Origin of the sequence: Rhodococcus sp. 21391 (assembly GCF_016772255.1) — a bacterium.
GTDB lineage: Bacteria > Actinomycetota > Actinomycetes > Mycobacteriales > Mycobacteriaceae > Rhodococcus_F > Rhodococcus_F opacus.
The window spans coordinates 2,251,744-2,275,013 of record NZ_CP063781.1 but is presented as its reverse complement, the minus strand read 5'-3'; the positions used below and the strand labels follow the sequence as shown (position 1 = coordinate 2,275,013).

Here is a 23,270-nt window from a genome sequence, read left to right as displayed (position 1 = left end):
TTGTGCAACACCCATGGTGGCGTCGAAGAACGAATCGTCGTCCATCTGCGTACTCAGCGGCGGAGGTACAACTCCACCTTCCGCGGTGGCTCCCGCACCGGCCAAGCTGCGTACCTCGTCCACAACGACCTTGATCAGTTCCCGCGTGTCCTTTCCACCTTCTTACGCAGTGCCCCCCTCATAGGACTTGAGCACCTGGTTTCAATGCCTGTGATCGAGCCGGATATTACTCGAGCCAAAGCGGGTGATGATCTGACCCGCGTGGAAAGATTCTTTGTCCCCCTTCCGTCTTCGCTCTTGTAGGTCCCGTCCACCTTCATTACAACCGGCAGATGGTCCGAAGGCAGGCGAACGTGAATCGGGACTGCCACGTTCCCTTCTCGAGCCGCGTCCGAAATGGGAACTCACCAGCTGGCCGGGTCATTGAGGGAAGCTGTGGACACTCAGATCGATCTTGACCTCGAAATCCAGGTCAGTACAGCTGTCCCTCGTGTCGTTCGCGGTCGAAGGTCGGGATGGGCCCACCGCGGCGCAGCGTGCGAGCCAGGGCCGGATCGGCCAGGTGCAGTCGCCCGATCGCGACCAGATCGAACTCGTTGCTTTTCAACCGCCGGAATACTCCATCGAGGTCGGCGGGTTCGGGCGTGCCCGTGTCGCGCAGCCTCGAAGAAATCACCGACCTGCCCGAAGAACTACTTAAGGACCCCATCTGGGAACGATCCGGGCACACCATCTGCGGCCGCGACGGATGCCGGGTCCCGCTCCCCTGGAGCGGCGACCACCCGCCCTTCGGATTCACCGCCGACGGCATCCAACCGTGGCTTCCCCAGCCCGACGGCTGGAAGTCGAAGACCGTCACGGCCGAGACCGGCGACCCCGATTCGATGCTCACCCTTTTCCGCACCGCACCGCACTCCGACTCCGCCGCACACTGCCCGCCCTGCGTGGCGACGCCTTGCGTGGCAGCCATCACCCACCGATGCCCTCGCCTTCGACGGCGGGCAGTCGTTTCGGTGTGTCGTGAACCTGTCCCGACAACCGATCGCGATCGCCCCGGACGCAACGGTCCTGCTCGCCTCCACCGATCTGACCGATACCCGCTCCCTGCCACCGGACACCACCCTCTGGCTGCGCACCCACCAATAGGACCGTCACGCGACCTCTCCGTCGAAGAACTTGGCGGACACAGACAACCCAACACCGGACCAACGCGGAACCGCAGTGAACCCTCACCCTCGGCAACACCCATCCCCCCGACCGGCCCCATCACTGCGTGGCAGCGCCTTTCAATCTTCTGGCATACGCAGCACCTGCAGTGCGGCGAGTCTCGCGTCGATGGGGTCGGACTTGCCACGGCGCCGTGTCTGACGACGGGACACTCGACCTCGACGATGGTCCGTCCGGCACCGGTCAACGCGCGAGCCAGGCCGATTCCGCAGCTGCGGGTGCCTTCGAGTCCGACCACGACGCGGGGCCGGGGGCGTGCTCGGCGATCCACGCGAGGGCATCGGAGAAGCCGGATGCGTTGTTGGGGATGGTCAAAGTCGCGATCGTCGCGCCGTTCGGTGCAAGGGCCAAGGCGGCACCGGCCCGAGTGGAACCACCCAGCGGCTTATCTGTGACGGGTCACGTGCCCCGGTACCCGCTTCCGCGGCGTAGTCGTCGACCACCTCATCGAGAACCCAAGCCGAGTGAGCGCCGCTGCCCGGACCCGCGCCACCGGGACGATCGGGCCACGGTTGTCCTTCGATGCGGCGGGCATGGGCACGATTGTGGCATTCCACCCCCAGTGGTGTCGCCCGCAGAGAACCCGCCGGATGGTGTGTGGAGGGAGTTCGATTGGAGAACCCGCGGATAGGAAACAGAAATTACGGACGCACGAGGACGGGTCCACGACAGCGAACTGATTCTGCTGTACCGCTTCGGTGAGACGACCGTCAGCGACTCCCATCCGCTGATCCGCCGCTGCGGTTGAAGTGACAGATCTGCACCTGGATACTCATGACGCTCTCAGCGCTCGTCGAAATTGTCCAGCACGGTCAGTGCGGCCCACAATCCATCCGCCGCCAACGAGATGGCCTGCAACGCACCGGATGAGGGTTGATGCCGTTGGACTGTCTCCCTGAAGGACTCGAGGCGCGAGCGGGCATCAGGCAGAGCGGTATGCACGACGTGAAGATAGGGCTCTCGATGGTGGGCAGGGTCCCACGTGAGTTTGTCGAATGCGGCGGAAAACGCTTCGATCAGCCCCGCTGCTTCGCACCGAAGCTGATCGGGATCTTCCAACTGATCGTCCGAGGCGGTGAGTGCCTCGACTGCGATCTCCAGCACTGACACCTGCAGCAATGTGTCGTCGAGAATCGTAGCTATCGGCTGGTACACCCGAGATCCGCCGACTCTGGCCCAGCCGACGCTGCGCATGTTGCCTCGCAAGCTTTCCCGACCCTCGCTCAGAGCAGCGCCGGCGCCGGTCGACTTGTGCAGATCCCACACCCGTTGCCGCCCTATATCACTATCGTGGCGCCCGGACCGTAGTCCGTGGGCAAGATCGGCGAGCAGGGCGGAGAGTTCCTCGGCACGTTGCAGAATCAGATCACGCGCCGTGGAGAGCCTGTCGGGAGGCAGGACGAGAGCGTTGACCGCCACACCGACCAGCACACCCACTGTGACATCGAGGACACGATGAAACACCAGGGTGGGATTTGTTGCCGTGCCGTACAGCAACACCAGCAGCGCGGTGATCGCCACCCACATTCCGTCCGGTGCCAACCACCGGCTGCGGCCGAGGATCGTACCGACTGCGACCGCACCTGCGATGGCGGCGAGTTCGGGCAAGGTTCGTGCCGCCAGCGCGGCCACAAGCACACCGAGCACTACGACCGTGACCTGACGTGCGGCAGCGGTGACCGAGCTGCGGACCGTGGTGCCGATGATGAACAGGGCGGCGTAGGGCGCGAGGAAGGCCTCGGGACTCTGCAGCACTCGATCGGCCACCCACCACGCGATAAGCACTGCCACAGTGCACTTGACGGCCGACACCAAGCCCGGCGGCTGCAGGACACTGCGCAACCACCTAGCCCAGCCGCCCGCACTTGATCGCTTCGTCTGAATATCGGTCTGCGCGGAAAGAAACCATCTCATGTCGAACACTCAGCAGGTTCAGAAGTCATCGGCTCGGTGTCACTCATTTCGGTTCGGTCCTGCGCGGCAGACGTGCCACTTGTAATTACGGGTGGCCTGGCAGACTTTTTGGGCGTGCGTTTCGTGCCGCGCCCGGTCCCGGCCACGCGCCCTCTCCGGGGAGAGGAACGACGACTCGACCTCCCGGCAGGACCCCACGATGCGCCACATCTCCGCGATGACGGTCGGTGGGTCTGGTCCGCGGCGAGTCCTTGCGCCGGAGACTGGAAACAATGCCCGGCGCACAACACGACCAACATAAAATCCCAATCGGTCTACTCATGCTTGGCCAGGTGCCCAGCCAGAGCCGTCGACGGGCGACGAGCGACGTCCGATCGACCAGATCCGGCCGCAGGGGTGCCGGCGCAGCGATCTCGAGGTATGCGACCAGCTTCCGGAGAAACGCCACGTTGTCCATCCCGAAATCGGCCGTGATGACCCCGGCAGGGCGACTGCTATGGCGCACCACCGCAATCCGAAGGCCACCATCCGGCTCAGCGCTGTCAACTCCGTCGTTTCCGCTGCCATCGCCGCCCTGGTGGTCCCGCGCACCGGTTGCCACACAACGGGTCCGGACCCTTGGGCTGACGCAAAGTCGGTTGCCCGCTGCCGGCGGTACCGCCGGCGACAGTCACCGGGCCGATGACCATCCGGCGGCAGACACAGTGCATCGACACGGCGCTGTCATCGGGCAACGCTCTGCCCTCCGGGACAACCGGGACCCACGGCGTGGACTCCGCGAGAGCAGTTCGCTGGCCCGAGCGGTCGAGGATCGTGAAGGTCGGATCCTCGCTGCCGGCGGAGGTCTGGGGTGAGCGGGCGGCGTGGAATGCGTTGGCGACGATGCCGAAGCAGGGCACCGCTGCACCGATGCCGATTCGGTCCAGAATCGAGTGCACATCGGCGGATGCGGCAACGGTCAGGCGGCACCGCTGCGCCGACAGATCGGTGACGGTGCGGTGCAATGCGGCGACGCCTGGGCAGCCGAGAAAAGGAACATCTCGCAGGTCGACGACGACATTGTGACCGGTCAGCACCGATTCGCCGAGACAGGCCGTACTGCACCGGCACGGTGCCGGCGTCCACGTTCCCGGCCATCCTGATCGCGACCGGGCCGCCGGGGGGATCGTCGATCTCGATCCGGAACTCGGTGGCCCCGGCGGCGGTGGTGTTCCATCGGCAGGTGTCCGCTAACCAGGCCTGCACCTGTTCCGGAAAGTCGACAACGGCACGGAAATAGGTCATGAGGTTCCTCCGGGGTGGGACCGGCCCGAAAGACCCCAAAAAGAAAAAGGCCGAGAATCGTAGCCGGTGACGGACACTGTCTGCCGGGCTGTGAACTCAACCTCTGCTCCACGGTAACGCGCATCTCCCAGGAAGCAAACCCACCGCCACGCCCACCGTCGGCTTCACGGGATGATCCCACCCCCTCGAAGCCGCACACGCTAACCCGCCAGAAGAGCCGATCGGGTCACCGAGAGTCTCGGCTGAACCCGGGGCGCAACACCCCTTCGGTAGGCAACTCTCGTGGGGCGCACCGTCTGCGTGAGGAACCAGGTGAGAGCCCTCACTCCAGCCCAAATCTGCTCCAGGAGAACGTCTCGCCTGGCACCGGAGGGTGTAGTTGTTGCCCGGCCGGCTCCTGCGCGTCACCGGACGCTTCCCTCCCCGCCGAAGACCAGCGATTCCGGTGCCCGGGATCTCAGCCGCGCCATGGCCGAATTTGCCCGCAGTCTCTCCGGCCCACGCTCCCTCGACGAACGGCTGCGCGCTGTCACCGACGAGGTTGTCGAGCTGATGCCGCCGAAGGCGTGCGCGGGCATTCTGCTCGTCTCCGGCAAGAGGTTCGAGACCGTCGCGCCCACCTCCCCACTACTTCAACAAATTCGACCATGCACAGCATCAACTCGGACAGGGACCGTGTGTGTGGCGGCGGCGCTCAACAATCCCTTGGTGCGAAGCGACGATCTTCGTTCGGAACCGCGTTGACCGCAGTTCGCGGCGGCCGCAGTCGATGTGGGGATTCCCAGTTCGATGTCCTTTCAGCTGTATACCGTCGACGGAAAGATGGGGCACTCAACCTATCTGCTTTCTCTGCGCACGCGTTCGGCTCCGAAGAGGAAGCCGCGGGCGAAGTTCTCGCCACCCACGCCGCGTGAGTGCGATCGCTCAGCAGGTGATCGACCGACGATGAGAATCGGTACACTCTCCCGGAAGGGCCAGGTTCGACCGCGCGACATACCGGTCGGCGAGGAACGTGCCGCCGATCCATCAAGGGTCAGTAGACCTAGAGCCCACGGTTTACACCGTCGATGCTGTCGAGGCCGGATCGAAGCACCCGGCCTCGATCCGGGCACCGCGTGGCCCCAATTTGACGAGGCCGGACGGCACCGACGCGGCCGCGAGCTTGGGCTCGATAACCCACCACGGCCGATGGACGCCCCTCCCCTCGCCGAAGCATGACCCCCATTCGAAACGGCCGGGCCGCCACCCCGCCGACGACCCCTCCTCGTCGGTAACCACCGAGTAGCGGGGGTACGACTAAGAGGAGGAGAACGAAACACCACCATCAGCTCTGGCACTCGGAGCGACCGAGTGCTAAATTGCTTTCGCACAGTGATCGAGGCTTCGCCGAGGTGGCGGACCACTTAACTGATCATGGGAGGTGTGTTGCTGTGCTGCGTTTCGATCCCTTCACCGACATCGACTCGATGACCCAGTCGTTGCTGGGCGCTCATACCGGATCGTCGCGTCGTCCGCGGTTCATGCCGATGGACCTGTACAAAGTCGACGACCACTACGTCCTGCACGCCGATCTGCCCGGCATGGACCCCGGCTCGATCGACATCGATGTCGATGCCGGGGTATTGACCCTGACCGCCCATCGAAGCCAGCCAGACGATGGTGTGCAGTGGTTGACATCGGAGCGATTCAGCGGCCGCTACCGGCGCCAGGTGTCGCTCGGAGAGAACATCGACGTCGACCGTATTTCGGCCAGTTACGACAACGGTGTTCTCAGCGTGATTCTGCCGGTCACCGAACGAGCGAAGCCGCGGCGCATCGAGATCACCCGCGGCGGCTCACCCGTGGCGTGCGGTGACCGCACCCCCATCGAAGCCTGACCCGCGCACCACGCACGCCAGTTCGGTTCAGCGGTGCACCGCCACCGCTGGACCGGACCTGGTGCAGGACAAACATATCCGATCCCCACTGCATACACTCTGAGGACCTGAAAGATGACGGCCACCACGACCGGGCTCCGACACGATCCCCACAAATCCGTGCCACGCTCATCCTGGCCCAGGCCGCCCCGTCTTCTCGGTGAATACTGCACCGACCTCTCGTTCATGCTGGGCTCGCTGTCGATCGTGATGTTCTGGATGTTCGGGTTCGGCATCCTGCTCGGTGCCGGCGCCATCGCGGCCGGAATCGCCGCCTACCGGCACCCCGCCGTCGAAGGGAACGAGCCCAAGGGACTGGAAGCGCTCCTCGGCATCCTCACCGGGGCTTTCGGAATCGCCGCCGGCCTCGTCTTCCTCGCCGCGGCTCTTCACAACCTCTGACCTGTACATGCCCGCCCCGGAGGTCGACACCCAGTGAGGCCCTGCGCTCCTGGTCGGTGGGTAAGAGTAAGCACGCGCGGTGTGTTGACCGGATTGGTAGCACCCCTCGGTGGCTGTCGCGGCATTGAGGGGGTACCTCGCGTCCAGTCCGTGAACGCGCCGGCCCGAATTCCTTTCTGCACGTCGCGCCGAGCCGAGACTCCGCGAGTCGTCGTCGACACGAGCTCGTGGAGTCCCAGTCCGCACCCCGCGCTCGCTCATCGTCGGGTGTCGCGGTAGCGGTTCTCCCGAATTGGCACTCGCGTGTAGGGCGATTGCGATCCGGGGATTACGCCTACTCTTCGTGGGGTATTTCGGTACCCAGGTCGTCGTGTCCGGACGCAACGACGACCAGGCTCCCCGGTTCAGCCCGTAGCCGGCGCGCCGCCGAGAATTACCGGCGCCGGTTCATCTGTCAAAGGCGAGCGGTGCACCACTCGCGGGAATTACAGGTCCGGAAGAGTCGGCAACGAGTTCTACTCGAAGCACGAGATGGAGGCCAGATGATCAATGTGATGTTGTTGGTGATTGTGCTCGCGGCGGCAAGGGCGAGTGTCTCTGGACCTCACCGCATCGGCCGGGCGGTGCGCGGCGTATGAGTAGGTGTGACGAGCGTGCGGAACGGATCTCTGTGGCTGCGCGCGATCGGAAACTCACCATTGCCACAGCGGAATCCTTGACTGGCGGGAGAATTTCCGCCGTTCTCGGTGCCGCGCCGTCGTCGTCAGAGTGGTATCGAGGCAGCATCGTGGCCTATGCCAGCTCGGTGAAACATGGATTGCTGCAGGTTCCCGACGGCCCGGTAGTCAGCGAACTCAGTGCCCGCGCGATGGTGACATCAGTAGCCGAGTTGCTCGGCGCGGATCTCGCGGTGGCGGTCACCGGTGCCGGCGGGCCCCAATCTCAGGACGGACAACCACCGGGGACAGTGTGGTTCGGGGTCTTCGCCGACGGTTCCGCTCGCACCGAGCTGCGGCACTTCGATGGAGATCCCGGCGACGTGGTGGAGGCGACTACCGTCCATGCCCTGTTCCTGCTAGAGGACGCACTGCGCTGATAGATGCGGGCGCCCATGCGGTTTCGGTCCGGATGCCCTCTGCGTAATACCGGATCCAGCTCCGCCGAGGCGCGGGCCTGGGATGCCGCTTCGAGGCACCCGACATCCTTGCACCTGGCGAATCTGCATTCAGAATACGTGAATTCGTCGCCGTGGACCCCGGCCGGAGCGTTCGACTTGGTTGGGACGGAAGATCCTTACCCCCGTCCGACGCGCGACCACCAATGCGCGGCACCAGCCCACCTGCATCGCAATCAGCGCGGAGGAGTGCGGCGAGCGGATCGATGTCCTACCGATGTCGGCTTTCAGCAATCCGCGCCTGCGCAAGCGCGGTCATCACCCGCTCGGTCATCTCCGGCCATGGAGGACGCCGCAAAACCGCGATCGTACCGATTACGGCCGCCGCGAAACCCGTGCAGACCCCGATCAACGCGTGCCAGCTCGCATCGACGGCAGGCGTCCAGGTAACACCCTCCGCACCGACTGTGTAGATGCCAACCGGGCGCTCAGCCCGATGACCCCAGCCTGTCCGCGACACAGTAATGATCACCATGCCGTTACTCGCCTCGTACGGCTCGCCGAAGATCAGCAATCGGACCCTCCTCGTCGGGGACCGTCAGTCTACTGCGCGAACCACGGCGATTCCCCCGATCCGTGATTCCCGCCGCCGACCGTGACGGCGTACTCGCACGGGCATTCGCCACATTTTAGAACCACTCGTTCATCAAAACCAATCGTCAACCACCAGCGCCGACCGGTCCATCGAGGGCACGAGATATGGAGTCGCCCAATGGCCCTGACCCCTCAGTGGATCACTCCTCCTCGCGGACCAGCGCCTTCCGGGCGCGCGGCCCGTACCATCGACACCGCCGCGGTAGCCACCACCGCGGCCTTCGCCGGCGGCGCCCTGCTCAGCCAAACCGTGATCGTCCCGACCTGGCTGCCATGGAACCAGCGGACTTCCTGCACCACTTCGCGGTCTATGGCCCCGTCACCGGAGCGGCGGTGTTCCCCTTCGACCTCGCCTCGACAGTGATGGTCGCCATCACCACTTACTCCGCCGTCGAGAGTCATCGACCCGGGCGCCGCGCCTGGACTCTGGCGACCGTAGGCATGGTCGGGACCCTGTTGGTCCTCCCGATCTACTTCGTGGACGCGAACCTCGCCATTGTTCGACCCTGCTTTCCCACCCGAGGCGGTGCACACAACCCTGACCGACTGGTATCGCTGGAATTGGGTACGCGCGGGTCCGGGCCCAGCCTCGGCCGCCTCAGCATGCATCGCGCTCATCGTCGGCCGCGGCGAGAGCAGCTCCGTACCTGAGACCATCACGCCGAAGTGAGGCGAAAGGACTGGGCTTCCCGGGCAGCATCGAATACCTGTCCGGTGACGAAGCACGTCAACGTGGTACTGCCGTCGGCCCCGGGGTGCAGGTCGCCGCCCACACCTCGATCGACCGACACGTCAACCGGTAATCCTTGCTCCAAGGTCTGCTCGAGAAGGTCACCGACATGGGCGTCATCGTCCTCCAGCACACTGCCGTGGAGACCGTCACTCCCGCAGGCGCGAAGTGGTCGATACAAACGCCGGACCACTCCTTGGACAACGACCACGCGGTCATCGCGCTCGGTGCCGCGACAAACGCGCTTCTCACTCCCCTGGGCATCCAGTTGCCGATCATCGGAGCACTGAGCCCGTACCGGTTTGCGACCGGCCACGCCCGACAGCCTGCCGTCCATCGGCCCGGTTCCCGGTCACCGCGGCCTCTACATTGCCGCAGGTCACGGCATGTTGGGTGTCACCTCACCCTGAAGCCTGCCCCAGCTGAGGGGATCGCCGAATGGTCACCAGCATCCGGGAATCGATGCTTCCTTTCCAGTTGGCAGGACGCATCTGATGACAGAATCAGGTGCTCCACGGTTCGTTGCGGACCCTGATCCCGCCCGGGGACGCACGGACGATCGTAGGGATCGCGAGGGAGGACATATTCGAATGCGACGCGTCGTGCGGGCCTTCTGGGGACTGCGGCCGGAGCCGGTCGAAACGCTGGCAGGACAGTGGCGGCAGACGTTGGAGCACGTCACGGAACTGCTGCCGGCGGCTGCGCCACCGGCGCGAGGCGAGTGGCGGCAGGTTCACGCGTCGGGACCGGACACCGCCTGTGCGCCGGACGAGTTGACAGCGGTACTCCTGGACGCTCAGGGCGCGGAAGCGTGGTCGGACCTGACGGGGACCGGATTACGACTGATGCACGCGGGTGCGGACGGGTGGGCAGTGGAACTGTCCGGCGTGGCGGGTGGTGCCCCGCAGTTTCTCCTGCAGTCGCTGGTGATGACGGTCGATGCGCCCGACGGCGCCGTCGTCCCCGAATCCGAACTGCTCGCAACGCTTGCGTCGGTGTGGGAACCGGATTTCGGTGACGTGAGCGACGACGACATTCTCGATGCCCTCGAAGACGACGCCGGCTTCACCGTCGGCGATCCGGTCGTCGGCCGGTTCGGCTATCTGTCCGCGGCCCGCGCAGTCCTGGTGCCCGACGGCCCGGAGGCGGTCCGTCAGGACACGCTGAGCAGCGGCCGGCTTCTGCACATTGCAGCACCGGGCGACGTCGACACGGTTGTTCGCGTATACGGCCGGCTACGGGACGCCGGCGCGCTCGATCCCCTGCTACGTCCGCTCGATCGGCCGACACTGTGAGGTGCTGCGTCGCGAGCGCTGTGCACAACGCGCCCGGACACCGCAACTACCAGCCCCCGCACCCGGTTCGGACGAGACCCCAAGAAATTCTTCGGCGGCGTGTCGAGAAATCCTGACTGGCTCCGTCTCCACAATGAACGCGACCACAATGGGCCGCACCATCACCGAGGAGAACCACAATGGCCAAGTATCTTCTGCTCAAGCACTACCGCGGCGCCCCTGCTGCGGTCAACGAAGTGCCGATGGACCAGTGGACGCCGGAAGAGATCTCGGCCCACGTCCAGTACATGCAAGACTTCGCAGACCGACTCGAAGGCACCGGCGAGTTCGTCGACGGTCAAGCGCTCGCCCCCGACGGGGTGTTCGTCCGCTACGACGGCGAGGGTCGCCCACCGGTCACCGACGGCCCCTTTGCCGAGACCAAGGACCTCATCGCCGGCTGGATGATGATCGACGTCGACAGCTACGACCGCGCCATCGAGCTGGCAGGTGAGCTCTCCGCCGCTCCGGGGGCGGGAGGGAAACCGATCCATGAGTGGCTCGAAGTGCGCCCGTTCCTCACTGCGCCGCCCACCCTTACTGACTGACCTCGAGATCCTCCTCCGGCCCGTACCCCGAAGGTGCTCGCGGATCCTCGGCCGCCGCGGACTCCACCTCGTGGCGGCCGAGACGGAACCGCACCCCCACAGTTCTCATAATCGTCGAGCCTCGTGGAGGCAGAAAGGTATGGCTCGCTACGCGAGTCCAGGTGCCCGATGACGGACAAGACCGACTTCAAGAAAACCCTCGCCGCCTACCAGGCCCCACGAGGCGAGTTCAGGATCGTCGATGTGCCCGACATGCAGTACCTCATGATCGACGGTCACGGCGACCCCAACACCTCACCGGCATTCAGCGACGCCGTCGAAGCGCTCTACCCCCTCGCGTACAAATTGAAGTTCGCCAGCAAGCGCGAGCTCGGCCGCGACTATGTCGTTCCTCCGCTGGAGGGCTTGTGGTGGGCAGACGACATGGACTCCTTCACAACGGTGCGGGACAAGTCGCGATGGGACTGGACGATGATGATCATGACCCCGAACTGGGTCGAACACGCCATGTTCACCACCGCGGTCGAACAGGCCGGTGCCAAGAACCGCCCGATACGTCTGGACGACGTCCGACTCGAGGCGCTGAGCGAAGGGCGGTGCGTGCAGACACTGCACGCCGGCTCGTTCGACGACGAAGCAGGCGTGCTCGCACAACTGCACGACGAGTTCATCCCCAGCAACAGACTGTGTGTGTCCGGCAAGCACCACGAGATCTACCTCAACGACTTCCGCAGGATCACGCCCGAGAAGCAACGCACGATCCTCAGGCAACCAATCACCACCGGTGCCGCCTCCGGCACCTGACAACCATGGCGACCCGTGCGCTGGGGCCAGGTAGCAGCATGTGTGGCGGGAACGTCGGCGTCGACAGCTTTGAGTGCATGCTCAGCTCGGTCAGTGCAGCAACCCCGAAGCGAGCAGCCCCGTCCGCAACGCCTCGTACTCGCCGTCGTCGAGGGCAAGTAGCGGGGACCGCACAGTTCTGTTCTGCAGCACTCCGAGCAACTGCAGTGCCCCCTTGACCGTCGTCGCGCCGTAATTGGGGACACCCATGACCGCATGCAACGCCGGCTGCAGGCGGGCATTGATCTCCCGTGCGGTTCCGACATCCCCCGACAAGAAGGCGTCAATCATCGTGCGGATCTCGTCACCTGCCACGTGACCGAGAACAGAGACAACCCCGCACGCCCCATACGCCAGGAAACCCAGAGTGAGACTGTCGTCTCCCGAGTAGACCGCATAGCCCAATTCGCGCAACATGATCGCCTGAGTGGGATCTCCGGCGGCATCCTTGACCGCCACCACGGACGGCCACTCCGCCATCGTCTCGAACGTCGACGGCGCCAGCTTGGTACCGGCCCGGCCGGGAATGTCGTAGACCATGACTGGAGCATCGACTGCCTCCACGACGTACCGAAAGTGCTGCAGTACACCCCCCTGGCTCGGCTTGTTGTAATACGGCGTCACGAGCAGCAACCCGTCAGCTCCGAGCATGACAGCCTGCCTCGCCAATTCGAGTGTGTGCCGCGTGTCATTCGTTCCCACCCCGGCAACGATCTTCGCGCGGCCGCCCACCGCATCCTTGACCACTCGCAAGATCCGACCGTCCTCGGCGGTGGTAGTCGTGGCCGCCTCACCGGTCGTCCCCGAGACGACAAGCCCGTCGTGCCCATGATCGACCAGATGTACGGCGATCCGAGCTGTCGCCTCCTCATCGATCTCGCCATCCACGGTGAACGCCGTAGCCATCGCGGTGAGAACGCGCCCGAACGGAGCCACCGGCGCTGACGAATCGGTCATCGCCCTAGTGTATGCGCGACGAACCGGTGACAACCCTGACCAGACATCCCCCGGTCACTCGCCGGGAGAGGTTCGGCTTTCGAGCAGCTCAGCAAGCTCGGCGATGGTGATCTCGACGGTACCGAACAGGGGATCACCATCCATGGCGGCACGGGCGACTGCCCGGCCCAGACGTTCTGTGAGGTCGGCATGCAGCTGATCGGTCATAACTCATCAGTCTCCAGGAAAACCCGCGAGTCTCCAGGAAAACCCGCGCTGTGTGACCCCATTCCTGCCTACCGCGGATCCGTCCCGATTCCAGCACCATCGGGTACCTCCGAATTGTACAGAGCCAATGAGACATTGACGCCGCCAGCACGTCTATCGCGGCTGCGCAGACCGACGGCGGTCAGTCGACTACACCGGAGTCCACCATTTCGATGAGACCGCCAAAAGAATGCCCATCGGTCGATTTCTGCTGCAAGAGTCGCCACGGGCGAAGACACGCTGGCAGACCCGTATTCGGCACCCCTGACGAAGGTCCCGCGATCAACCGCCTGTGGCCGCACTCCGTGAAGCGAGAGGGCCCATCGCACGGTTGAGGTCCGCACACGCCGGGTACCCACCGGTCATGACCACCGAGCACCTGCCGCGCCATTGTTCTCCGCGGACGGAGGATTACCCCACCGTTCGAATAGTCGCGGCCCGCGAAGCCCAGCTGATGCGGACGCTGGGTCGGGCAGTGACCATCCTCTCGGCCGCTGACGTGCCGTTCGCGGTCGGCGGGGACTGTGCCGTCTACGCCCGCGGCGGACCGCCAGCCGAGCACCAGGTGACCATCATCGCCTCGGACGAACACCTGACCGAGGCACGGACCGCGTTGGCTGCGGGTGGGATGCGGTCCATCGCTTCCTCCCGCCTCGGGTCACGGCAGGTCGTCGGCGGTGATCTCCGGGTCACCCTGCTGTATCCGGCCGGTACCACTGGGACCGGGGAGGGACTCCTCGCACGGGCCGAGACGATGCGGATCGGGCAGCTCTGGGCGCCTGTCCTCAGCGGAACCGATCTGATGATCGACAAACTCCGTCGTCTCGGTTCCCATCGGTGTGATTTCGTGCCGATGCTGCCGGTCGCCCGCGCTTTGCGCGAGCAGGTCGACTGGCCCACCGTGGCGGGGGCCACTGCCGACCTCCCCTGTGCCCGAGCATTTTTGGGGCTGCTCGACGACCTGGCGGTCACGGGGTCGCTGGAGGGGCGGCCCTGACCCACAAGGGCCAGGACCCTGCCCCGCACCAGTGTTCGACCCGTGCACAGTTCACGAACCGGCGATTCAGTGGTTCGGGCTCACTGTTGCGCGGCCGCCAGCGTGGTGTTCAAAGTCTTGCTCGGCCTCATCACGGCGTCGGCCTTCTCGCTGTCCGGCTGGTAGTAGCCGCCGATGTCGACCGGCGAGCCCTGAACCTCGATGAGCTCCCGCACGATGGTCTCCTCGTTTTCGGTCAACGCCTCGGCAAGCGTGGCGAAACGTTCCGCCAATTCCTTGTCCTCGGTCTGCGCGGCGAGTTCCTGTGCCCAGTACAACGCGAGGTAGAACTGGCTGCCCCGGTTGTCGAGCTCGCCGGTCTTGCGCGACGGGTTCTTATTCTCGTCCAGCAGCTTGCCGGTCGCCGCGTCGAGCGTCTTGGCCAGGATCTTGGCGTGCTCGTTGCCGGTCTTGATGCCGAGATCTTCCAGGCTGACGGCCAATGCCAGGAACTCACCGAGTGAATCCCATCGCAGGTGATTCTCCTCCACCAGCTGCTTGACGTGCTTGGGCGCCGACCCACCGGCGCCCGTCTCGTACATGCCACCGCCGGCCATCAGCGGCACGATCGACAGCATCTTGGCGCTGGTGCCGAGTTCCAGGATCGGGAACAGGTCGGTGAGGTAGTCACGCAGGATGTTGCCGGTCGCGGCGATGGTGTCCATGCCGCGGATCAGCCGCTCCAGCGTGTAACGCATCGAGCGCACCTGCGACATGATCTGGATGTCGAGGCCCTCGGTGTCATGATCCTGCAGGTACAGCTCGACCTTCTTGATCAGCTCGTTCTCGTGCGGGCGGTACGGGTCCAGCCAGAACAGCACCGGCATGCCGGAGTTGCGTGCCCGGGTGACCGCGAGCTTGACCCAGTCGCGGATCGGCGCGTCCTTGACGGTGCACATGCGCCAGATGTCACCAGCCTCGACGTGCTGGGTGAGCAGCACCTCACCGGTCTCGACATCCACGAAGTTGGCGTCGCCGTCCTCCGGAATCTCGAAGGTCTTGTCGTGCGAGCCGTACTCCTCGGCCTTCTGCGCCATGAGCCCGACGTTGGGGACAGTGCCCATGGTCGTCGGGTCGAACGCGCCGTTGGTCTTACAGAAGTTGATGATCTCCTGGTAGATGCGCGCGAAAGTGGATTCCGGCATCACCGCCTTGGCGTCCTTGAGTCGCCCATCGGCGCCGTACATCATGCCGCCCGAGCGGATCATCGCGGGCATCGAGGCGTCCACTATGACGTCGCTGGGCGAATGGAAGTTCGAGATGCCGCGGGCGGAGTCGACCATGGCCAACTCGGGACGGTGCTCATGGCAGTCGTGCAGGTCCTGAATGATCTCCTCGCGCTGCGTGCTCGGCAGCGTCTCGATCTTGTCGTAGAGGTCGACGAGGCCGTTGTTGACGTTGACGCCCAGTTCGTCGAACAGCTTCTGGTGCTTGGCGAAGGCGTCCTTGTAGAAGGTCTTCACCGCGTGGCCGAAGACGATGGGGTGCGAGACCTTCATCATCGTAGCCTTGACGTGGAGGGAGAACATCACGCCCGTCTTGCGCGCATCCTCCATCTGCTCCTCGTAGAAGTCGAGCAAGGCCTTCTTGCTCATGAACATGCTGTCCATGATGTCGCCCTCGCCCAGGGTCAGCCCCTCCTTGAGGACGATCGTCTCGCCGCCGTCGGTCACCAACTCCATCCGGACCGTGCGCTGCCGGTCCAGTGTCATCGACTTCTCGCCGTGGTAGAAGTCGCCGTGCCGCATGTGCGCGACGTGACTGCGCGAGGCCATCGACCACTCACCCATGCTGTGCGGGTGCTTGCGGACGTACTCCTTCACGGCCCGGGGTGCGCGACGGTCGGAGTTGCCCTCACGCAGGACCGGGTTGACCGCACTCCCGAGGATCCTGCCGTAGCGCTGCCGGATATCGCGTTCCTCGTCGGTCTTGGGGGCTTCCGGAAAGTCCGGAATCCGGTAGCCCTTGCCCTGCAGTTCCTTGATGGCGGCCAGGAGCTGCGGCACAGACGCGCTGATGTTCGGCAGCTTGATGATGTTGGTCTCGGGCAGTTGCGTCAGCCGACCCAGCTCGGCCAAGTTGTCCGGGACGCGCTGCTCTTCGGTGAGGCGGTCGGGGAACTCGGCCAGGATCCGCGCCGGTACCGAAATGTCGCTGGACTCGACCTCGATGCCCGCGGCACCGGCGAAGGTGCGCACGATCGGCAGGAACGCGTAGGTGGCGAGTAACGGCGCCTCGTCGGTCAGCGTGTAGATGATGGTTGGATGCTTATCGGCGCTCATGGTTGTTCTCCCGCGTCAGTTCGTTCCGAGGTCGATAGGCTCCTCGTGAGGCTATCGGTCTCGCGTCGAGTCCAGGTTAGGTGCGACATCATCAGAGCATATTCAAGCGCCCGATTTTGATTCACTTCGACCACTTTGGTTCACCATGCGAACACTCCGCGGTTCACACGCGCATCGGTCGCGTTCACCGGGACCAGGCTGCGCCCCTCGCCGTCCAGTTTCCGTCCACCATCGGCCTCGCCGAAGCTTCGCCACCATGCACTCCACCGAGGCCTGGCGGGCGCTACCGCGGGCGACCGATCCAGCGATCCGTGCGTCGGAGGGATCACCAGTCCGCGATCACCGGAACCACGCGCTCGCCCAAGATCTCGAGGGGCGTGATCGACGCGACTTGCGGGACCCATCCGTGAACGTGGGTGACTCCCAGCTTCGACAAGTCCTCGAGTTGACCCAGAAGGCTGTCCACGTTCTGTCCACCCGCACCCGGGTCGAGTGGGAACATCACGGTCTTCTCGATGGCGTCGTAGTCGGTTCCGAGAGCGTCGCAGTGGCTCTTCAACACCTCCAGCTTGTGCTCGACCTCGGGTCCGCCGAACAGGTTGCAGGCCTGCGCGTACTGCGCGACCAGCCGAAGCGTCTTCTTCTCACCCCCACCGCCGATCAGAATGGGCGGGTGTGGGCGCCGGAGCGACTGCGGCACGTTCATCGTGCGGCCGAGCTGGTAGTGCGTCCCCTCGAACGGCCCGTCGTTCTCGCTCCACATCTGCAGGCAGATCTGCAGTGTTTCCTCCAACCGTTCGAAGCGTTCGGCCGTGGGCGGGAAGTGGAGTCCGAGTCCCACACTCTCGTCCTCGTTCCAGGCGGCGCCGATTCCCAGGTAGGCACGACCCTTGGACAGGACGTCGAGCGTGGTCACGGCCTTGGCAAGAAGGCCTGGCTCGCGGTAGACAGTCGCGGTGACCCAGGCCAGCAAGTCCACCTTCTTCGTGACGGCAGCGAGATAACCGAGAGTGGTGTAGGCCTCGAGCATCTCGGTGTCGATCGGTCCCACCGGTTCGATCTGCCAGAGATGATCCATGACGCTGATCTTGGCGAAACCCACGTCCTCGGCGGTGACGGCAATGCGAGACAAGTCGTGCGCGAGGGTCGACGGGCCGTCCGGAAAGGTGAAGTCGGCGATGTGCAGTCCAAGTTCCATAGCTCCACGTTAGGCTTGTCGCCGACGACTACCCAGGGATCGTCAGTACCACCTTGGCCTCCCGACAGCCTGATCGATGGTCTCGGTGTCGAGTCCGAGTAGGTTTGCGATTCCAGTGACTGCGGACGGTCCGAGATGTGCGACGTGGTCGATCCTGTACTCGCGCAGCCAGTTGCACGAATGAGGGCAATCTGGATCTCCCATTCAGTGGCCGGCCCGTGAATCAGATCCCGGCCGACGCGTCCTGGGTGCCGCGCGACGGCGAGGAAAGTCGAGGTCGAGGATCTCCTGCTCGGTAGCATCCCCCCGAATGGCGCTCACCTGCAGGCGAATTCGATGAGCGTTCCGCCGAGAGTTCAGCATGTTTGCGCTTGCGGTCGACTTCGATCCGGACGACGACGTCCGAGAACGTGCCCGCATCGGGTGCTCGCGGACAAGGGAGACCCGTCGAGAGGAACCGGATGTGGCCACGACGCTCCCCGAGCGTGACGACCAGATCGCTCACCCCCGCAGGAATCCACAGCCGGCCGATCGAGTTCGGCCACGAGCAAAAGGAGCGCTACACGGCTCACGGCGAGTGATGGACCTGGCCCCGGCAGTCGACGTGAACAGATTGAACGCCCCGAGCGAGCCGGTCGCGGTGCACATGGCGGCGGTGCGGGTCTTGCCCCGGTGGATGGTGGGGCGGGAAGGGGATCTGGCCGAAGCCGAATGCGATTGCCTGGGAGGTCGAACCCCGTCAGCTGGCGGGATCGTAATGGAACGCACGCACCTCCTGCGCACACCGGCAGGCAACCGCGATCTTCGCAGCCCATTCCAGTGCCGACTCGCGGGAGGGTAACTCCAATATCGTGTAGCCGCCTTCGAGCTGCTTCGTCTGCGGGTACGTGCCCTCCGTCACCGTGCCATCCCCATCGACCAGGACAGGCGGAACGCTCTCGTCGATTCCACCGCCGAATACCCAGACGCCGGCGTCCTTCGCCTCCTCCACCACCGCATGCGACGCATCCGACGCTGCCTGCAGATCCTCGTCGGGAAAGTCCATGGCACCACTCGGGAACGAGATCAGGTACTTCGTCATCGCGCCGACTCCTCTTCGCACGTCAGGGATCGGACCCATCCTCGCCGACACGGGCCGGCGCGCACAAGATTCGCCCGCCCACCCCGACGGGCGGAACACGCCGTCTCCACGACCGCGCTCACCGCGCCCGAGCGCCGGTTGCTTTCTGCGTGTCCAGGGTGTCAGTGTGTCAGCAGACGTTCGCGTCGGCCGGCCCATACGCCCCGTACACCGCCGAAGCCTGTGATTCAATCTCGTCATGCGCAAGTCATTGCTGCTAGCCGGGTTGATCGCGTCCGGGACAGCTGTCGGGGCCATGCCCGCGGGGGCGGCACCCACGCAGCCGTCCTGGTCGGGCGAGTACTCGGTGAGCATGGAGGTCGCGGCCTACCCCGTCGAGCCGCCTCCCGGACCATTCGGCAGCAGTTGACAGGCGCAATGTCCTCCGTGACGATCGCGCCGCCTATCTCACCCTTTCAGGTCGAACCATGTGGTCGGCCTGCAGCGGCGTCAGGAGCCGTGATCACCAAGTCCAGAAGCCAGACCAGCCACGGTATGCCACCCTCAATTGGCAACTCCCACGACGCCCCCGGCGTTGTACCCGCTCCGCGCCGTGCTCGTCGAGCAGCCGCACGCCACCCCCACCCTCGACCTCGATATGCAGGCGCTAGGAAATCGGATTTCGCGCGCACCCTCGGTGCACTCACGCTCATGCAACTACGGGGCGCAGACTGATCAGGAATCGAGAAGCGCCTACCCAAGGGCCGCATTAACGTCACCGGCATGAACATCGAATCCCTCACCCTCGAAACCCCCGAGCCCACCACGGTGAAGGCCTTCCACGCCGCACTCGGCATAGATGAACGCATCAGTGCCCGCGACACGGACGCACCGACCACCGGCTTCCGCGGTTACACCCTCTCACTCGTCGTGTCCCAGCCGAACATCGTCGACGCCTACGTCGGGGCTGCCCTCGAAAATGGCGGCACCACAATCAAACCGGTCAAGAAGAGCTTGTGGGGGTACGGCGGTGTCGTGCAGGGCCCCGACGGAGCGCTCTGGAAAGTCGCGACTTCGTCGAAGAAGAACACCGGGCCGGCCACGCGGCACATCGAGGACCTCGTCCTGTTGCTCGGCGTCGAAGACGTCAAGGTCAGCAAGCAGTTCTACCTCGACCACGGGCTGGAAGTGACACGAAGCTTCGGTCGCAAATACGTCGAGTTCGCCACCGGCCCGAACGTCAAGCTCGCGCTCTACGGGCGCCGTGCCCTCGCGAAGGACGCCGGCGTCTCCCCCGACGGCACGGGCGCCCACCGGATCGTCATCAGCGGCGACGCCGAACCCTTCACCGACCCCGACGGCTTCACATGGCAGACAGTGTGATCGGGGACCCCTCACCGCCACCGCGGCAGGGTATCGACACCGACCACCCCACTCATCCAGTTGGGCCACCACGAGAAGAACATATGTGGTGTAGCTCACATCGCTGCGACGCGACCGGCTGGCAGATCTACCATTTCCTCGCGCCAGTACACACCAAGTACCGGTCGCCGATGCAATCCCCAACGCCCGGGAAGACATTGGCCAGGCATACCACCCAGGCACACCGGCGTGGATCCAATCGTCCGATGGAGCGCGGCGACGCCCTGTTGCACGTCCCGGCGAGGCCCGGCCGGAGCGGAGAACACTCCGACCGGGCCGCTTCGGCTCACCGGGCGCTTCGCCGCACTACCGGACGATCTCAGGACGCGCATGTCACGGCAGCCGAGAGGTTTCAGATTCCCGTGCGACGCGAGGCTCGGGCTCGATGTCGACAGCTCAGCCGCAGCAGCGAACCAGAAATCGCGCGGTCCCGGGTCCGCGCCGCCCTCACCCGATACAGACCAGGACGCCCACGATCACTACTGCGACAAGCGAGGCGCCGCCGCAGATCAGCCACGCCCGCGTTGCGAGCTGCCGCCACTGATCGCACCGACCCGCCACTTCCGCGACCGCGACCGATCGCCCCAGGTCCGTTTCGAGCGCCTGCGACTCCGAGAGGCGGCGGGCCTTCGCATCCGCCCGTACCGCCACGCCGAACGAGACGGGGACCACCAGCACCGCAATCACGAGTAGGCCAACCATCGCACCCATTCCCGTCCCAAGCATTCCAGTTCCTTCCGCACCACACGACGCCCGTCACAGGTGCCGTTCACCGATCATCCGAACCCACGGGCTCACCCCCGTCAGCTATATCGCCGAACTGCCGCCTGGTGTTGCACTCCGAATGACCGGCACCAGCGAACGACCACAAGCCACGCGCGCCTACACACCCGGTACGGGGAAGTTCCACATCGCCAGGACAATTACGCCCATGACCAGTCCGGCGCACGCAATGGTGCCAACGACACTGACACGCAACGCTTCCAGTAGATCGGACCCCAGTTTCTTGCTGATCCGTGCCATTACACTCTTCCTTCACGTGCCGAGATTCTGGCCGCCGGGTCGATGACGGTGCACCACACACACTCGTCCGACTTCGACACCTACACAACGGCCGAATCACCTACACCCATACCCGCTTTTGGGTCCCAGACAGGGGTTTAACCACACCTCATTCCCGACCACCACACTTCGCGAGAAATTATGTTGTGTTCTTCATCACACCCGGGATCATCGACAACGGCCTGCGAGTAGCTCGTCGCCTGGCTCGATTCCGCAGAACAGCTCCGAGCGACATCTGAACATGCTGTGGCACAGCATGTTCGGCGGTTCATTACGTAGAATTCTCGCCTGATCAATCGAGAATTTCGGCCGGTACCGCAGACTCTTGCCGATCGGAACTCGGCAGCGCCAACTATTCACACATGCGCCGTTGACGACCCCGAAATTACACCTACTGGTCGGTAATGATGAGGTGAAGAAATTTGCACAATGGCGTGGATCACACTCTCTGGACTTCCATGCCCCGGCTCACGAAGATCACTAATGCGCCGCTCGTTACTACGCGCGGTTTGTCCGTGTAGCGCCCCTGCCAGCTGACACCGATCGCTGGCGGGGGCTGCGCTTGGCTGCGCCACAAGATATCCGGCGTCGCCTCGCTCCCCGACTCCACCATTGCCGGCGCGATTCCTGGCCTACTTTCCCAGTGCCGAACGAGTCACCCTCGCCCGCAATCGCGTCCTGCACACTTCTGCCCGGATACCGCCGTGCCTCGCGCCCAACACTCCCGTCCAGTTTGCCCGGTACACCGCCGGGGGATGCTCCGGGGAAGGACGACCCCGTCGTCGAATCACGCGAGAGAGGCAGTCCGATGAACACTGTCACGACCGGCATCGTTGCAGGTGCCGCAGGCACCACGATGCTCGACGCCGTCACATACCTGGACATGGCGATCCGAGGCCGCCCCGCAAGCACCGTTCCGGAGAAGACGGTCGAGTCCGTTGCGACCGCTCTGGGCGTCGCGATACCGGGACGCGGTGACGTGCTCGCGGCCCGGCGGTCGGCGTTCGGGGCGCTCGGCGGGATCGCCGTCGGCACCGGACTCGGCGTGGCCGCCGCCCTCGTCCGCCGGGCCGGCGCCCGCCTGACCCCGGCTGCCGGAACGATCGGTATCGGTCTCGCCGCGATGGCAGCCACCGACATCCCGATCGCCATGCGCGGCATCAGCGACCCGCGACAGTGGACCGCTCAGGACTGGCTCAGCGACCTCGTGCCGCATCTCGTCTACGGCGCCACCGTCACCACAGTCCTGCGGCAACAGGACGAGGCGACGGGGCACCGCAGGGAGCCGGGGGCGGAACGGTCGAGCACTGTCCGGTCGGCCGTGATCGGCGTGGCCAGCGGTCTCCGCAGTTCCACCGGCATCGCGGCGGCACTGCTTTCGGGTGCCCCCGGCTCGGCACACTGGTCCCGCCTCGTTGGTGCGACGGCGCTCGTCGGCGGCGAACTGGTCGCCGACAAGAACCCGAACGTACCGTCGCGCCTCTCCCAGCCCGCGCTCACCGGACGACTCATCGCAGGCGGAGGAGGCGCCGCGGCGCTGGCCCGCCGCGACCGCGCCGACGCGGCGTCGGCCCTGATCATCGGAACCGTCGGCGCCCTCGCCGGCTCCTACGGCGGCGCGTGGTGGCGACAGTGGGCCGGCCGGCGGATGCCGGACTGGCAGGCCGCGCTTGCGGAGGATGCCGTGGCGCTCACGATGGCGGCCGCCGCACTCCGACGGCCCGCGCGGTCCTCGTCGGTGAGCGCGTCGCGTTGACGCCGCGCCATCCGCCGCACAGGGCTCGCTTCACGGTCGATCGTCGATATCCCACATCGTGACGTTGGCCCCAGACGATCATTCGTGCGAACGGAACTGACCGGCATTCGGCGCTGGAACCAACAGCGCACCGTAATTCCGTTCTCGAGAAACATCGTTCGCCGATCAGCCGGGCTGGATCGACCGCCTCGCATTCCTGACGCTCGACCCCGACATCGCGGTTGTCCTCCGATTGGGGGACACGTATTCCTCCCCCAGCGGGGCCCGGTTGGCGGACAGACGGCA

General features: G+C 65.1%; 24 protein-coding genes and 1 pseudogene. 12 read left to right on the top strand and 13 right to left on the bottom strand.

Going from position 1 to position 23,270, the window contains the following annotated elements:
* Positions 1-472: 472 nt before the first annotated feature.
* Positions 473-607 (bottom strand): hypothetical protein, encoded by a 135-nt coding sequence (locus GO592_RS45785; RefSeq protein WP_005263752.1) that lies wholly within the window; start codon positions 605-607, stop codon positions 473-475.
* A gap of 413 nt (positions 608-1,020) precedes the next feature.
* Here GO592_RS45785 and GO592_RS45780 point away from each other — a divergent pair, with 413 nt between their 5' ends.
* Positions 1,021-1,146 (top strand): hypothetical protein, encoded by a 126-nt coding sequence (locus GO592_RS45780; RefSeq protein WP_257225835.1) that lies wholly within the window; start codon positions 1,021-1,023, stop codon positions 1,144-1,146.
* A 264-nt stretch (positions 1,147-1,410) separates the two neighbouring features.
* Here the strand turns inward: GO592_RS45780 and GO592_RS10655 are convergent, their stop codons facing one another.
* The 3 genes from GO592_RS10655 to GO592_RS10645 all read right to left on the bottom strand — a co-directional run bounded on the left by GO592_RS10655 (position 1,411) and on the right by GO592_RS10645 (position 4,217).
* Positions 1,411-1,578: a hypothetical protein gene (locus GO592_RS10655; RefSeq protein WP_172651000.1), complete on the bottom strand. Its 168-nt coding sequence runs from the start codon at positions 1,576-1,578 to the stop codon at positions 1,411-1,413.
* Positions 1,579-2,010: 432 nt separating this feature from the next.
* Complete coding sequence (locus tag GO592_RS10650; protein WP_050998673.1) at positions 2,011-3,018, bottom strand: FUSC family protein; 1,008 nt, start codon at positions 3,016-3,018, stop codon at positions 2,011-2,013.
* 665 nt (positions 3,019-3,683) lie between these two features.
* Entirely contained in the window at positions 3,684-4,217 is a 534-nt protein-coding gene (locus GO592_RS10645) for an STAS domain-containing protein (protein ID WP_007299386.1), read from the bottom strand.
* Positions 4,218-5,855: 1,638 nt separating this feature from the next.
* Between GO592_RS10645 and GO592_RS10640 the strand changes: the two genes are divergently transcribed.
* The 3 genes from GO592_RS10640 (at position 5,856) to GO592_RS10630 (ending at position 7,839) form a co-directional block, all read left to right on the top strand.
* The gene (locus tag GO592_RS10640; protein ID WP_005568125.1) at positions 5,856-6,302 is read left to right on the top strand and encodes an Hsp20/alpha crystallin family protein; all 447 of its coding nucleotides are present in this window, start codon (positions 5,856-5,858) and stop codon (positions 6,300-6,302) included.
* Positions 6,303-6,416: 114 nt separating this feature from the next.
* A complete protein-coding gene (locus GO592_RS10635; RefSeq protein WP_007299387.1) occupies positions 6,417-6,743 on the top strand; it encodes a hypothetical protein in 327 nt (108 codons plus the stop codon).
* A 634-nt stretch (positions 6,744-7,377) separates the two neighbouring features.
* Positions 7,378-7,839, top strand: coding sequence for a CinA family protein (locus GO592_RS10630; RefSeq protein WP_039952293.1), 462 nt, complete (start codon positions 7,378-7,380; stop codon positions 7,837-7,839).
* Positions 7,840-8,128: 289 nt separating this feature from the next.
* Here GO592_RS10630 and GO592_RS10625 read toward each other — a convergent pair whose 3' ends face one another.
* Both GO592_RS10625 and GO592_RS10620 read right to left on the bottom strand, forming a co-directional pair.
* Complete coding sequence (locus tag GO592_RS10625) at positions 8,129-8,431, bottom strand: hypothetical protein (protein WP_005263763.1); 303 nt, start codon at positions 8,429-8,431, stop codon at positions 8,129-8,131.
* A gap of 736 nt (positions 8,432-9,167) precedes the next feature.
* The gene (locus GO592_RS10620) at positions 9,168-9,578 is read right to left on the bottom strand and encodes a hypothetical protein (protein ID WP_007299390.1); all 411 of its coding nucleotides are present in this window, start codon (positions 9,576-9,578) and stop codon (positions 9,168-9,170) included.
* On the opposite strand from GO592_RS10620, the gene GO592_RS44205 reads away from it, so the two are divergent.
* The 4 genes from GO592_RS44205 to GO592_RS10600 all read left to right on the top strand — a co-directional run bounded on the left by GO592_RS44205 (position 9,544) and on the right by GO592_RS10600 (position 11,927).
* Positions 9,544-9,651, top strand: a complete 108-nt coding sequence (locus GO592_RS44205) for an FAD-dependent oxidoreductase (RefSeq protein ID WP_167332384.1) — start codon at positions 9,544-9,546, stop codon at positions 9,649-9,651. The two genes, GO592_RS10620 and GO592_RS44205, sit on opposite strands and share 35 nt — an antisense overlap.
* 180 nt (positions 9,652-9,831) lie before the next feature.
* Entirely contained in the window at positions 9,832-10,536 is a 705-nt protein-coding gene (locus tag GO592_RS10610) for a hypothetical protein (protein ID WP_007299391.1), read from the top strand.
* Between the two features lie 179 nt (positions 10,537-10,715).
* Positions 10,716-11,123 (top strand): YciI family protein, encoded by a 408-nt coding sequence (locus tag GO592_RS10605; protein ID WP_007299392.1) that lies wholly within the window; start codon positions 10,716-10,718, stop codon positions 11,121-11,123.
* 168 nt (positions 11,124-11,291) lie between these two features.
* Positions 11,292-11,927 (top strand): GyrI-like domain-containing protein, encoded by a 636-nt coding sequence (locus tag GO592_RS10600; RefSeq protein ID WP_007299393.1) that lies wholly within the window; start codon positions 11,292-11,294, stop codon positions 11,925-11,927.
* A gap of 90 nt (positions 11,928-12,017) precedes the next feature.
* Here GO592_RS10600 and dapA read toward each other — a convergent pair whose 3' ends face one another.
* Together dapA and GO592_RS10590 are read right to left on the bottom strand one after the other, a co-directional pair.
* Positions 12,018-12,923 carry a 4-hydroxy-tetrahydrodipicolinate synthase gene (gene dapA, locus GO592_RS10595; protein WP_039952295.1) on the bottom strand — a complete coding sequence of 302 codons (906 nt, stop codon included), beginning with the start codon at positions 12,921-12,923 and terminating at the stop codon, positions 12,018-12,020.
* A gap of 54 nt (positions 12,924-12,977) precedes the next feature.
* Entirely contained in the window at positions 12,978-13,130 is a 153-nt protein-coding gene (locus GO592_RS10590; RefSeq protein WP_005568109.1) for a hypothetical protein, read from the bottom strand.
* A 403-nt stretch (positions 13,131-13,533) separates the two neighbouring features.
* Here GO592_RS10590 and GO592_RS10585 point away from each other — a divergent pair, with 403 nt between their 5' ends.
* Positions 13,534-14,166 carry a hypothetical protein gene (locus GO592_RS10585; protein WP_039952296.1) on the top strand — a complete coding sequence of 211 codons (633 nt, stop codon included), beginning with the start codon at positions 13,534-13,536 and terminating at the stop codon, positions 14,164-14,166.
* 80 nt (positions 14,167-14,246) lie between these two features.
* Here the strand turns inward: GO592_RS10585 and GO592_RS10580 are convergent, their stop codons facing one another.
* The 4 genes and pseudogenes from GO592_RS10580 to GO592_RS10570 form a co-directional block, all read right to left on the bottom strand.
* On the bottom strand, positions 14,247-16,487 hold the full coding sequence (locus GO592_RS10580) for an NADP-dependent isocitrate dehydrogenase (protein WP_005263781.1): 2,241 nt from the start codon (positions 16,485-16,487) through the stop codon (positions 14,247-14,249).
* Positions 16,488-16,812: 325 nt separating this feature from the next.
* Positions 16,813-17,685 carry an LLM class F420-dependent oxidoreductase gene (locus GO592_RS10575; protein ID WP_007299396.1) on the bottom strand — a complete coding sequence of 291 codons (873 nt, stop codon included), beginning with the start codon at positions 17,683-17,685 and terminating at the stop codon, positions 16,813-16,815.
* 57 nt (positions 17,686-17,742) lie between these two features.
* Positions 17,743-17,951, bottom strand: a pseudogene (locus GO592_RS44200) (MmgE/PrpD family protein); the annotation flags it as partial.
* 473 nt (positions 17,952-18,424) lie between these two features.
* Positions 18,425-18,766, bottom strand: coding sequence for a YciI family protein (locus GO592_RS10570; RefSeq protein ID WP_007299397.1), 342 nt, complete (start codon positions 18,764-18,766; stop codon positions 18,425-18,427).
* Positions 18,767-19,004: 238 nt separating this feature from the next.
* On the opposite strand from GO592_RS10570, the gene GO592_RS10565 reads away from it, so the two are divergent.
* Positions 19,005-19,175 (top strand): hypothetical protein, encoded by a 171-nt coding sequence (locus GO592_RS10565; protein ID WP_167332385.1) that lies wholly within the window; start codon positions 19,005-19,007, stop codon positions 19,173-19,175.
* Positions 19,176-19,528: 353 nt separating this feature from the next.
* Positions 19,529-20,128, top strand: coding sequence for a glyoxalase (locus tag GO592_RS10560; RefSeq protein ID WP_007299398.1), 600 nt, complete (start codon positions 19,529-19,531; stop codon positions 20,126-20,128).
* A gap of 486 nt (positions 20,129-20,614) precedes the next feature.
* Here GO592_RS10560 and GO592_RS10555 read toward each other — a convergent pair whose 3' ends face one another.
* Positions 20,615-20,893, bottom strand: coding sequence for a hypothetical protein (locus GO592_RS10555; protein ID WP_007299399.1), 279 nt, complete (start codon positions 20,891-20,893; stop codon positions 20,615-20,617).
* Positions 20,894-22,037: 1,144 nt separating this feature from the next.
* On the opposite strand from GO592_RS10555, the gene GO592_RS10550 reads away from it, so the two are divergent.
* Complete coding sequence (locus GO592_RS10550) at positions 22,038-22,985, top strand: hypothetical protein (RefSeq protein WP_007299401.1); 948 nt, start codon at positions 22,038-22,040, stop codon at positions 22,983-22,985.
* The last annotated feature ends 285 nt before the right edge of the window (positions 22,986-23,270 follow it).

Coding starts and splice junctions, on each gene's coding strand:
- GO592_RS10635 (WP_007299387.1), top strand. CDS start 6,417: ATGACGGCCACCACGACCGGGCTCCGACACGATCCCCACAAATCCGTG.
- GO592_RS10630 (WP_039952293.1), top strand. CDS start 7,378: ATGAGTAGGTGTGACGAGCGTGCGGAACGGATCTCTGTGGCTGCGCGC.
- GO592_RS10620 (WP_007299390.1), bottom strand. CDS start 9,578: ATGGACGGCAGGCTGTCGGGCGTGGCCGGTCGCAAACCGGTACGGGCT.
- GO592_RS10610 (WP_007299391.1), top strand. CDS start 9,832: ATGCGACGCGTCGTGCGGGCCTTCTGGGGACTGCGGCCGGAGCCGGTC.
- GO592_RS10605 (WP_007299392.1), top strand. CDS start 10,716: ATGGCCAAGTATCTTCTGCTCAAGCACTACCGCGGCGCCCCTGCTGCG.
- GO592_RS10600 (WP_007299393.1), top strand. CDS start 11,292: ATGACGGACAAGACCGACTTCAAGAAAACCCTCGCCGCCTACCAGGCC.
- dapA (WP_039952295.1), bottom strand. CDS start 12,923: ATGACCGATTCGTCAGCGCCGGTGGCTCCGTTCGGGCGCGTTCTCACC.
- GO592_RS10590 (WP_005568109.1), bottom strand. CDS start 13,130: ATGACCGATCAGCTGCATGCCGACCTCACAGAACGTCTGGGCCGGGCA.
- GO592_RS10585 (WP_039952296.1), top strand. CDS start 13,534: ATGACCACCGAGCACCTGCCGCGCCATTGTTCTCCGCGGACGGAGGAT.
- GO592_RS10580 (WP_005263781.1), bottom strand. CDS start 16,487: ATGAGCGCCGATAAGCATCCAACCATCATCTACACGCTGACCGACGAG.
- GO592_RS10575 (WP_007299396.1), bottom strand. CDS start 17,685: ATGGAACTTGGACTGCACATCGCCGACTTCACCTTTCCGGACGGCCCG.
- GO592_RS10570 (WP_007299397.1), bottom strand. CDS start 18,766: ATGACGAAGTACCTGATCTCGTTCCCGAGTGGTGCCATGGACTTTCCC.
- GO592_RS10565 (WP_167332385.1), top strand. CDS start 19,005: ATGCGCAAGTCATTGCTGCTAGCCGGGTTGATCGCGTCCGGGACAGCT.
- GO592_RS10560 (WP_007299398.1), top strand. CDS start 19,529: ATGAACATCGAATCCCTCACCCTCGAAACCCCCGAGCCCACCACGGTG.
- GO592_RS10555 (WP_007299399.1), bottom strand. CDS start 20,893: ATGCTTGGGACGGGAATGGGTGCGATGGTTGGCCTACTCGTGATTGCG.
- GO592_RS10550 (WP_007299401.1), top strand. CDS start 22,038: ATGAACACTGTCACGACCGGCATCGTTGCAGGTGCCGCAGGCACCACG.